Origin of the sequence: Nostoc mirabile CHAB5784 (assembly GCF_020829645.1) — a bacterium.
Lineage (GTDB): Bacteria > Cyanobacteriota > Cyanobacteriia > Cyanobacteriales > Nostocaceae > Nostoc > Nostoc mirabile.
Window position 1 is genome coordinate 21,610 of the sequence record NZ_JAIVFS010000092.1, and the last position, 12,067, is coordinate 33,676.

At 41.2% G+C, this 12,067-nt stretch carries 5 protein-coding genes; 1 reads left to right on the top strand and 4 read right to left on the bottom strand.

Annotated elements, in window-relative coordinates; translation table 11 throughout:
* Positions 1-39: 39 nt before the first annotated feature.
* The 4 genes from LC653_RS34885 to LC653_RS34900 all read right to left on the bottom strand — a co-directional run bounded on the left by LC653_RS34885 (position 40) and on the right by LC653_RS34900 (position 8,792).
* Positions 40-3,753 carry a plasmid replication protein, CyRepA1 family gene (locus LC653_RS34885; protein WP_229499459.1) on the bottom strand — a complete coding sequence of 1,238 codons (3,714 nt, stop codon included), beginning with the start codon at positions 3,751-3,753 and terminating at the stop codon, positions 40-42.
* An 899-nt stretch (positions 3,754-4,652) separates the two neighbouring features.
* Positions 4,653-6,254 carry a hypothetical protein gene (locus tag LC653_RS34890; protein ID WP_229499454.1) on the bottom strand — a complete coding sequence of 534 codons (1,602 nt, stop codon included), beginning with the start codon at positions 6,252-6,254 and terminating at the stop codon, positions 4,653-4,655.
* A gap of 672 nt (positions 6,255-6,926) precedes the next feature.
* Positions 6,927-7,256 (bottom strand): fertility inhibition FinO-like protein, encoded by a 330-nt coding sequence (locus LC653_RS34895; protein ID WP_229499455.1) that lies wholly within the window; start codon positions 7,254-7,256, stop codon positions 6,927-6,929.
* A 15-nt stretch (positions 7,257-7,271) separates the two neighbouring features.
* On the bottom strand, positions 7,272-8,792 hold the full coding sequence (locus LC653_RS34900; RefSeq protein ID WP_229499456.1) for a helix-turn-helix domain-containing protein: 1,521 nt from the start codon (positions 8,790-8,792) through the stop codon (positions 7,272-7,274).
* 747 nt (positions 8,793-9,539) lie between these two features.
* Here LC653_RS34900 and LC653_RS34905 point away from each other — a divergent pair.
* Complete coding sequence (locus LC653_RS34905; protein WP_372478260.1) at positions 9,540-11,405, top strand: protein kinase domain-containing protein; 1,866 nt, start codon at positions 9,540-9,542, stop codon at positions 11,403-11,405.
* Positions 11,406-12,067 lie beyond the last annotated feature (662 nt).

A 12,067-nucleotide genomic window follows, 5' to 3' on the forward strand; every position in this document is an offset into this window, starting at 1 on the left:
TGCCAGATCAGGTCTATAACGATTTTCCCAAAAAGTCATTTACAATTCCATAGGCAACACCTCTTCCGAGAGCCACTGATAAAAATGAGGCACAGATTGCTCCAGGTTACGTAGTTCATCAAGGGCGATCGCCTCCAACTCCAGCACTGTCTCCCATCGCAAATCACCAGCCCATCGCTTAAGGATGCCTTTAATCGCGTCCACTCCGTGTTTAATACCGACTCGAAGCATTTCCACGCAATGGAGTAAGGTAGTGCGGTCGGTTGGTGGTGGGTCAAATTCGGTAGTATCCTCCCCCTGGTGATGGGGTTTCCCTATACAATCATGGGGGGGGGTGGATACTAATTCGCAATTGTCAATTCGCTGCTTTTCGCAATTAACTTCAAGAAATTGCGAAAAGCAGCGAATTGCGAACTGCTCATTGCTCATTGGAGCTTTCTGCTCCCGTTTGTTTTGACGGTGAGCAATTACGTGTGAGGCAAATTCTAATTCCGACTTTGATAGCGAATAAATTTTCACCTGTTGACCGCGCTTACCCTGTTTGCGGGAGGTCAACTTTAGCCCCAGCTGTTCTATAAGAGTGCCTAGTAACCAAATCGGTTTACACTCACTGGGGACAGTAAACCCAAGAATTGCTTTAACGTGAGCAGCACAATTTTTGGCGATCGCCGTCATATTTATTAAGTCTGGGTCGCTGGCATTAACTTCGCCCCCGGCAACTAACCGCTCAAGGATCTGATGCAACCCTAAGTTGAAACGGGCCAACCACCGAGCCGAGTAATTCCCCCAGTCCATACAGAGAGCAAGCTTTTCTCGTTCGGCACGATCTTTATCCGTGACTTGCTTTGGAGGTTGGGGGTAAACTCTTTCGGTCTTCTCATCAACAATTACTCCCTCTGGTTTTGATAAAATGGCTTCTAAGCCGGCGATCGCTCTGATTAATCGACCGCCATTATCGAGTTCGACTAACTCTGGCGTAACGTCGATGCCGTAAGAGTCAGAGATCCGAAACTTCTCGTTTTCAAAAACTTCTTGGGGAGTGAGGTAATCTTTACTCCTACGGGCGTTATACTCAGTTTTGGTAATATTATTAGCCTTGGCAACAGCCGAGTAATGGGCAGTGTCCAAAGCAGTCGCCGCATTTTTCATGCGTTCTCTTTGTTGGTCATCATCATCACTGCCCACTGAGATAAAGGTATTACCCATTTCTGTGAGGAGCGATCGCAAATCATCACGCAGATTATTCAGAGAATAGTTACGGTTAGCCAGAATTTGACAGTAGGCATCCAACGCCCAATCTTTCTCCGCTCCCCGCTTACCTGTTTCTCGGTGAATGCGAATTAGGAAAGCTGTCATCTCGTTTGATTGCAAGAGTCGTTCTTTAATCTTAGTAGCATTAGTTTCGGCATAACCAAAGGGAGGACGCTTTGCCACCCAAACGTGAAAGGGAACTTTCGGGCGATAGCGGTAAAGCTGTTGGGCACATTCAGTAGCAGTTTGACTTACAGCATGAAATACACCGAATACAACATCAAAATGATACTCCGAAATATCTACACCAGTTCCCAGGCTGGGGGAAGTGAACAAGGCATCGAGGTTTTTAACAGCGTTAGTAATATCTTTGATGAAAGCGACATTTTCTTCACTACCAGAATTATCGGAGTGGACAGACCAGATGCTCCGTTTTGCCGGATGACTACCTTTTCCACCATTAGATTGACTCAAATCATTTTCGGACGGTGATGATTCAGTATCGAATATTTGCACTAAGAATGATTGTTCAAGTTTCTTAATGAAACGCTTGGAATCACTGGCAACCATGATTTTCTGTCCGCTCATCAACGCTGCTGAGATTTGGGCAATCAGGGCACTTGAATTACTACCTTCGTACCAATATATTGTGCGATCTCCATTTCTGAATTCGTTTTTGACGATGTAAGGAACTTCACCTTCAGGGCGCATTGCCCGAAAAAAGTCTACCGTCAGATCATCCATGTGTGCATCGGCAATCACAACAAGGGGTGCATTGTATACTATATATTCCAGTACTTCCAGGATTGCTGCCCGATGTTCTTTGCAAGTATTACTATGCAGTAAATGTACTAAGTATTGGCAAGCTTCATCAATAAAGATGCAGCCGTACTTTAGGGCTTGGGTATTCAGTTTATGTAAGCTGTCAATAGTAATACTAAGAGCTTGGGCTTGGGCTAAACCTGTGTAACCTAAGTCAGAGTACATGGCAGTTTGGAGTCGCTGTCCAAGATTTTTGAGCAGATTAACGCGATGCCCATTGTTGAGGAACCGCGCGTCAGGGTTTTGGTCACGCCACCAGCGCATGAGTTGGGTTTTCCCAGTGCCCATATCGCTCCAGAGTACAACGAGTCCTGTTTGTGGAAAACGGAAGGATTTTTTGGGATTTTGGGTACTGGGTTTGGGGTTAAGGGAATCAGAATCTATATATTCAACATTTTCCCTAAACCCAGTACCCAAAGAAGAGTCCGTAGGTCTAAGATTTGGGGATACCAATTTTTCAAGTGAAATATCATTTTGAGGCGGGACAGATGAGCATTTTTCCTCGAGTTCAGGAATGGAGAGTGCTTGGGTCAAATATTTAATATTGACTGTGACATCGGGCTGGTACTTGCTCAATCCCCATTTCTTAGCCCGATATGAACGTTGGTAATCAAAAAGTGATTTGGCATCATCTATGATTGCAGTCAGTAAGGTATCAGCATCAACACCACGACCAACCACAAAATCATCAACACCCTTTTCTGGGCCTGGCAATAATGCAACTTCACCTGTGCAACCAGCCGATTCAATTGCTCTAATGGTGCGAACAGTAGCTTGAAAAACTGACCAACGGGTGTTGGCTTTGGTTTCGTAGTCAAATAGTATAATGAACTTGCGCCCCGCCTGAGCCATCGGTACTAAGTCAGGATGCAACCGTTCATCAAAATCTTGTTTGCCGACGCGCCCGTTCCAAATTCCCGGCAGTGCAACTGCTACAAATCCCAGACTCAGCAAGCAAGCTGCCTTTTTTTCGCCCTCGCATAATATTATTGGAATCTCTGGATGCTGCTTTATCCACTCCCAGAAGGTGATTTGTATATCGAGCTGCTGCAATTCGATGTTCGACTGTATTTGCTCTCTTATCCATGACCAAAATATCAGTGGATTGAGTAAGTCTTGTAAACACAATGCTATTCGGGAAATTAACTGCACTAATTGCGAATTACACAAGTGGGCAACATAGAGAGCGTTTTTTCTTCGATTTTTAACATGCAGCTTTTTCCCACGTTTTGCAAAAAATACTTTTTGAATATCGGGGATGTTGTAGCGCCGTGCAACTTTATTCAAAATACAGTTGGGAATATCGAAGTAGGTGACGCGGTTAGCTGTCTTGGGGGGTGATTCGTATTTGACGGGTTTGTGTGATTGCCAATCAATGCGGGGGAAGTTGGGCTTAATGCGCCCCCATTCCATTGGTTCCCAATTATTCAACGGGTCAAGTGACTGAATCCAAGTTCCACCGAGTAATAGATGCTGGTATTGCCTTATGTATGCATCTGTGACTCGACCGGCGTTTTTGCGAGGGATTTTATTGGAGATGAACAGGTAGTCGTAAATTGATTCCCCTTCTATGTGGAAGAAATTACGTTCAATCAGTGCCGGATGAATGGCGCTACCAACATATAGTTCATGGTATTCGGCAGCCGTGAGATTGTTTGGGTATTCAATTGGGTGTAATATCTGCTCAACTGATACCTTGCCATCTGGTTTAGGCTCTTTGTTGCCACTCTTAATTGCATTTTTATTTGTATTCACAATCTCTCCCAATATTTTCATGATTAAAAAACTTAGATACAGCAAAGCTTTCAGGGTTTATGTCTGGATCAGATTTTTCGTGAAATGGTATCAGACCGAATGGCACTAAGAAAACGTAAAACTCGTGCTGTGACTGGGTGTAGGGGTGTAGGGGTGTGGGGTGTAGGGGAAGAGTGTTGTATGTTAAGTATTCATCGTTTGGTTCTTAGTTTGACCGTGCAACCCCTACACCCTCACACCCTTACACCCTCTCATCCAGTCAGATTATGGGTTCGCGCTTTTCTTAGTGCCATTCGTATCAGACCGAAGATCCAAGCGGTCGCCAGAACTTCTGGGTTTTAGCGCTGAAACTCTACCTTCTGCCCTCAGCAAGAGAACTTCTGCCTTTCTTGTTCAATTCGTTCTGCAATGAGCGTGAACATAACAGGGTAAGCGCCGCATCAATAGTTATCAGTTATCAGTTAAGAAAATCGTCTGTGATAACTGTTCATTGATGGGAGCAGTCGGGGTCAGCACAATTCGCAATACAACTCTTGGAGAGGCTGCGCCCTAAGCGTAGCTATGCCGCAGGCTTTACGGCTGCGCCCTTCTCCTTCGGAGACGCTACCGCGAACGACACAGCGACGGACAAGCTCAGTACAAGTTCGCTTTTTCGCCCATTCGCAATTAATGCCCCAGGATAAATCCGCTTGCTCTGAACCAAGCAAGGTTTAAAATTTATCTATCCATAAATGAATTTACTTCCTCTGTACCATCAAGGAATAATTGGTCAAACTCCTTTGAGAATTACTGTGATAACTGTTCACTGATAACTGTTCACTGATTTAATTGCTACCGGGAAACCGCAACTCGCATTTGTTGTATATGGAGGTGTTTTTCGGTTCATCCTGAGAGTTATCCCATGCCACGACTACTTGCTCGCCTAAATCTTGGACAACTTTTCCTTTAGCTATATATAAGGGGTGGTAAGGATTAGCATGGCAAACAATGGAATCAACTTGAATCGTTAAAGGAACAGAAGCTGATGATTGCAGGGCAGAAATCAGTTCTTTTTCTGAGGTAGTAAGTTCAGCCCAGTAGTCTGCTTTTATCACCTCGTATTTTTCAGCTACCGCCCAAAACTCCTGCCATGTCAACTGAATACGTGCAAGTACTTGCCTAATTTCCCTAATAGCCATAGGTAATAGTTGTAATTGCTCCGTCCTGATTGCGATCGCCTCCGGTGTGGGACTAGTACCCAAAATGAGAGCCGCAGCTTCTAGCGCTTGAGTATTGTTCATGGCAAGACTTAGGTTTTTCAGTGCCATGCCCATGAGGCGTAGACATTCAGTCGCATTTTCTTTGGGTGGTTCAAGAGCTAGCTCGCGCAGATCAATGGTTTTTTCTAACGCTTGTTTTACCTGCTTGTTCAAAACTTTGGTAGCCTGTTGCGTCATAGTATTCCCCCATTGTTGAGAAGGACGTTCCTCTAGAGCGTGTTCTAATTCCTGGATACGTTGGTGGAGTTGCTGATTCTCAGTCTCCAGTTTCCGTAACCCCTCCATCTCATCTAAACGCTGCTGCAACTGGATATTTTGCTCTTTCTGCTGGTTGTACAGAAAATGCATGGATTGGATTTGCTCACTTACTTGGGCTTCGGCTCTAGCCGAGACTTCTGCTTGTAGTCCAATTCTCAATTCCTGCTCTAGGCGCTCTAACTCAAGTTTGTGTTGCTCTTTGAGTGCAGCAATCGCTTCGGCATATTCTTTGGGGTATCTACGCTCAGTCGAATCGGACACAATTGCGACATCCAAATCAGTGTTGTTTACCAGCAGTCTTTCACCATCAGAGAAGGTGACAATCTGCTGCGAATTATTCGGAGCCGAAGCCTCAATTACTCCTGATTCTCCATACCTGGGATGTTCTGGTGAGGAAATTGTGACTTTCATGTTTTTAGGAACCATTGGTTCCTGATTTTTGGGAACCAATGGTTCCTGATGGAATGGCTTTCTTACTCTTGGCAAGGGAGCAACAATATTAGCCGCAGCTGCGAAATCTGATTCACTAGGGTCTGGGTTTGATTCAAGAGCCAGTGTTATCGCAGCTATAAGTTTTTCTGGTTCTTTGGCTAACCTCAAAAGAGGACGGGCTTGGCGCTCATTTTTAATCTGTGACCCCAACTCTCCTGCTGCAACAATAACTTTTGATGCCCCTAATAGTTGATTTATACGCCGATAGCCACCATATATATGCAATTCGCCTTGGCAATATTCTGAGAAATTTTTGTACCCAGCGATTCTGTACATCTGCTCGTCATGCATGAGGCGAATCTGTTCTACTGCTTGCAACTCAAATCGGTCAAGAGCAGCGAAGGTGTCTTTGATACTGCTGTTGAGATCATCGTAATGAAGTGCTGATTTGGTTTCTTCTCTATCTAATGTCAGCATATTTCTCTCCTGTCATTATCACTTGGAGAGGGGTTTGAAAAAAATTTTGATGTCACCTTAATCCCGACACCAAGGTGTATTGGGCATAAGTCATTTTTCACGATATTTTCCCCTGATTACTTGGTTGACAAGTTCAGAGGGGGTTGCATCAGTTATCAGTCAACAGTTAACAGTTATCTAATCTTGGACTCTACTCCCAACTGATAACTGGTAACTGGTAACTGGTAACTGTTATTCGCGCTGCTCCTGCTTTTTGCTACAAAATTCGGGATGTTTCTTAACCAAACTTAACTTTACAGAAACTTATGAATTTTGACAGCTAAAATTGCCACACAAAACTGGTGCGTTTCGTGCGGCTTCTCGTATAATACGAGAAGCAGCGGATTCAATCTCGTCTGACCAGTCAGTGGAATCAAGTCGTCAAACTTTAAGTACCACTGCTATGGTTTTAGGGAGATAACCCCGCTCTGAGGTTATATGGAATTTAAGACCCGCACAAAGCGCTACTCCTTAGTGGCGCTTTGTGCGTTAAATCCTCGTACTGTTGTATCTTCACCTCCATACCTCCTTTCAATTAGCTTGATTTTACATAACTTGTGGTCTTTCGGTATCTAACGAGATTCTGATTTTTCTTTGTTTGACTCCTCCATATTTACCAGTCTTTGTTCTAGCTTACCCTGATTGGGTAATCACTTTTTCAAGAAGCAGACCTACCGCAGAGGTCGTTTCTGCCTTGGGCTTGCGCTCGAAAACTTGTATGCTCGGTTCCTCTAATATGAACCGATGTTCTGTTTGCTGACCGAGTTTACCAGCGATTGCTGCTACCCACTGGGGATAATTACTGGCAGCATCGGTCAGTTTCTTCCAAATCTTAGGCTTGACTGTGATGCTAATGATGCGTCCATCACAGTCAATGTTGAACTGTTGCCAGTTGTTCTCTATCGTTTTTGCTTCAGGTAGTTCATTGATTTTGATTGTTACTTCTAGCTTTACTGAAATCATACATACCTCTCTCTGTTAAGATGCGAACGCTAATGGTGAACCATCAGATGTATGCACTAACCCTTGTGGATCTGTCTTGATGTATTTTTTAATAATTGGTTGGAGAGTAAAACTGATTTCTTTAGTAACTGGGTTTTTGATACTTTCAATTAATGACTGATTCTCAAGTTTTTCTAACGCTTTAATTAACTCTAAAGTTGATACACATTCTTGAGTTTTCTGTTTCATACCAAACAATAGTTTAGCAAAACTAATGGATTGTTGATTTTCGACTATTTCTTCTGCTATATAAATTAAAATTTCTCGCTGAATACTGCTTAATGATTCTCCAAACAGTTGATTAAGGATTACCTCAAAATGACTACTAACAAGCGTAGTTGGATTCTCAAAAAACATTTTTGTATTACCACCAAAGAAGTGGTTAATTCGATTAGCTACTGCTTCGAGTTCTGAAGGATTTCCGCGATACGTTTGAATTAATTGGTTACACTTTTCTTTATCCGTCAATCCTTTGCTAGATAAAAGCTGCATTGCGGCATCTACGTCTAAACCTTGGATTTTCAAGAAATGAAGAGGTTGTTTTGCTGTTATAACATTATCAAGTTCATCAGGCCAAGCTCGACCAGTTAAGAGTATGCAGCTTTCATGTTTTTCTTCTATTAATCGGTGAAAAAATACTCCATATTCAAGCCTTTGCTGAAAGTTATTTTTCTGAAATAAAGAATCAAAACCATCTAGTACTATCAGACAACGGCGTAATTGTAAGCGTTTAATCAATACTGAAATCATTTCCTGGGTATATTCAGGTAAACCTAAATCAGGCTGACAAGGTTGAGTTAGTTCTATGAGTTCGGCTACTAAATCTTGAAGTAATGGTGCATGAATAATTGTTTTCCAGATTAAGCTATCAAATGTTGATTGTTTCCTTGCACTAACTTCTTTTATCAATTTTGCAACCAATGCGCTTTTACCGATACCCGCAATTCCTATTAAGGATATGCAACGCTCGTTACTTATCAATTCTTTTAATGAGTTTAGTTCCTGTATTCGCCCATAAAAGCTAGATATGTCGGGCAGTTTCCCCCTAATAATTGGTGTCAAATCATCGACAGGAAGCCTTTGTTTTTCGTCTGAGGCGGATTGAATATGATACTTTTTGTTAACTTGCTCTAAAAAATACCAAAGCTTCTTTTTACCCACTCGTTCGCCATCCCCTATAGTTTCTGAAAGTATGTCCCATAAGCGGGGTGCTACTGTGCGCTGTATGTAGTTTAAGCTGTAAGTTGAGTGGCTTGCTATCTCCTCGTACTCTCGATCATTCAATGCCCCTTTGATAACGAGCATTTCAGTTTCAGATAAGTACTTGCCTCTTTTGGCAAAAACTAAGTCATTTACTACGACCAGCGCTAGCCTAAAAGTCTCTGTTATTGGAAATACGCCTTGAGATGATGATTGATCAGATGAAATTTCCTGCTCTCCAAAAGTGACAGAGGAAGAAAGAGGAGATTGAAGTTCCGGTTCAGCAGTAAAATCCATAGCTATGTAAGTACCTCTGCTACAGTGAATGCTCGTGAAGAGGCTCTCCGCGAACGAGGCTTAGTTTTTAGAGTATGTTAGATTGCAATCAATCATACCTGATTTTACTATTTATGGTTAATTTTTTCAAAAAAGTACTAAGTCAACCGTTATACAGGTTTGATCGAATTTAGGGCATCTATGGAAAGATAAGAGCCACAAAGTCATAGTAACTTGCTTTTCATTCAGAGTAGTAAAAGTATTATTGTGATACTGGTCTAAAGCTACTTGTCCCCGTTGTTGTTGCATTTTTTGTGGACAGGAAGGTACTCATGTCTGTTTGGCGTTCGCTCTCGAAAAAATGTCCCAATTATAAAGATATTGGCGCTGTTGCCCCTTTTGGCAAAGCGAGAGGCAGGTGTTTTCATACAACCAGAGAAAAACTAAAACTGGGTTTCAAAGCCTCTCTCCACTTCGGGGAGAGGAATGGAAGCGGGGTAAAAAGCTATGCTACAAAACGAGAAATCAAGACTTATAAATTTTCTTTTTTCGTATGAAAACACCCTGCCTTTTTGCAAAGCGAGGGGGGAGAATTTTTAAATTGCATCCCTGTGTTCAAAAAAATTTTTTACAAATCACAAAAATTCAAGCAACCTAAAGGGAGAGTAATTAGCGTAAATTGTCATGGGTACTTGTATCTGTATTCAGGCAGTAAGACATAAACACTCTTTACCAACTGCCTAAGGCATAAATTTATACTTGGCAAGTATGTCGTTTTATTGTATAAACCCCCTTTGTGAGCAACGTAAAAATCCTGACAATACTGAAACATGTCTATCTTGTGGTAGTCCGTTGCTGATTAATAACCGTATTCGACTGCTTAAGCCATTGAGAGAGCTTACTTATGATCCTCGAAGCTACTTTGAAGTTTTTGAGGTAGATGACGCTGGTACGAAATGGCATCCGGTTCGTGAGCGAAGAGTCATGAAAGTTCTCAAATGGAATTCGACTAGGCTTCGTGAGTTAATTAAGCGGGAATTCGGTGCTTTACGGTTAATCCAACATCCAAATATTCCTCAATGTGATGTTGAAGATTTTTTCAGTTTTGTACCTAATAATAGCCCTCTGGAACTATGTTGCTTAGTAATGGATAAAATTGAGGGACAAAACTTAGAAGAATGGATAAAAGAGAATGAACCGATTTCCCAAGCTCAAGCATTAGAATGGCTACGTCAATTAGTTGAAATACTTGATGTAGTACATCATACTGAATTTTTTCATAGAGATATTAAACCTGCAAACATAATTCTTCAACCAAAAGGGGAACTTGCGTTAATTGATTTTGGAACTGCACGACGAATAACTGATACGTATTTAGCTAAAGTTAGTGCAAGTGGAGGAACTGATACAAGAGTAGGAAATTATGAAATTACAACTGTAGTTTCTTATTATTACACTCCACTAGAACAAGTTTATGGTAAAGCAGTCCCACAATCAGATTTTTTTGCTTTAGGCCGGACTTTTGTTCGTTTAGTTACTGGCACTTCATTGACACGTTTGCCGACAGACAAAAAAACAGGACGATTAATCTGGAGAAATAAAGCATCGCAGATTGATAAACCCTTTGCTGACTTTCTGGATGAGTTGATGGCTCCCATGCCAGGGCAACGTCCACCAACTACTGAAGTTATCCTGCAACGGTTAAAAATACTTCCTCAGCAAAATAAAATTTATAGAGTAACGAAGTCTAAAACGTTCAGAGTCAGCGCAGCAATTGGATTTATGATTTTGACAGTCTTTGTGACTTTCAAAGTATTATTACCACTAAGAGCTAAATATTTAGTGTCTCAAGGGGAGAAGGCTGAGGCAGCAAATAATTTTCAGACCGCACAAGAGTTTTTTGACTCAGCTATAAAAATTAATCCTCAAGCCAGATACACAATTTCCAAATTTTATTTTGAAAAAGGACTTCGCAGTACGAAGAGTCTAGGATTAGCTAAAAGATACTATGAATTAGCAATTAAATATAATGACACAAATGTAGAATCATATAATAATTTAGGTATTGTGTGTAAACAATTACAAGATTCTCAGTGTGTAATAGATAGTTATGAAAAAGCTTTTAAGTTAACCTCTGATAATTGGGAAGGGCATTATGGATTGGGAACTTACTACGATGAACGAATGAAATATGATTTAGCGGAGCAACAATACCAGTTAGCCATAAAAATTAATAGACAAGCGATAATTGCTATCAATAATTTATCTAGAGTAAAAATTCTCCAAGGTGATTATAATACAGCAATTTCTCTCGCCCAAGAAGGACTACAAAAAACTACAAATCCCAGATGGCAAGCAGTTTTGTATAAAAATTTAGGTTGGGCAAAATTTGAGCAGAAGAAATATAGCGAGGCGAAGCGATATTTAGAGAAAGCGAAAGAATTAGAGATCCAAAGAACATCTACCCACTGTTTGCTGGCAAAAGTGCAGGGAATTTTAGGTGATTTTGATAACTCTTGGCTTTCCTGGGAAGCCTGTTTGCTAACTGAATCTAGAGAACCAGAGGTTTTCATCTGGCGAGCCGAAATAATAGAAAGAATTAGACAAAAAGCTCCTAATTTAATTGAAGATTAAGCTGATTGAATTTAATAGCGTCTCAATAGTAACAAATTATTATTAGAATTTACAACCCTAAACACATTTTTTTATCTCTCTAATTCTTGTATGCTATTAACTTGCATATAACTATATAAAACTTTTGATGCTAAGTACACACAGACAAAAGAACAAAATTGGGAGAAAAATCTACATCTTCCAAATTTTAGTAGTTGCATCAACGATACTTCTTCTAGGTTGGAGCAATGCATGGGGTCAGGTAAAGCCAGAAGCAAAACGTAGGTGTAAGGTTATTGGTCGAGTTACTAACGTGAGCGATCTTCGCTGGCGAGTAAATAGCTTATTGTGTTCAGGAGATCGCATTACTCCAATGAATGGACGAACAGTTAATACTTTATGTTACTTGAACGGAGAATTTCTAGATTTTAAACAAAGTAGCATTTTCGATGTTGAAGATAAATGTAGGCTACCGCACGACAGAGTAAGGCTATGTACGGGATTGAACCCAACTGAATGTGACGGTATTAAAGGGCCAACAAATGTACCAATGCTAATTAGCGCTCTTTTATGTCTCTGGTGAGAGAAAAATGCTCTGATTTGCTGAGATTTTTGAAATTCCTTGAAGACTGTGAACAATACAGGCGCTGCTATGTCGGAAATATTGAGAAGTAATCAAATAT

Coding starts and splice junctions, on each gene's coding strand:
- LC653_RS34895 (WP_229499455.1), bottom strand. CDS start 7,256: ATGATTTCAGTAAAGCTAGAAGTAACAATCAAAATCAATGAACTACCT.
- LC653_RS34890 (WP_229499454.1), bottom strand. CDS start 6,254: ATGCTGACATTAGATAGAGAAGAAACCAAATCAGCACTTCATTACGAT.
- LC653_RS34900 (WP_229499456.1), bottom strand. CDS start 8,792: ATGGATTTTACTGCTGAACCGGAACTTCAATCTCCTCTTTCTTCCTCT.
- LC653_RS34905 (WP_372478260.1), top strand. CDS start 9,540: ATGTCGTTTTATTGTATAAACCCCCTTTGTGAGCAACGTAAAAATCCT.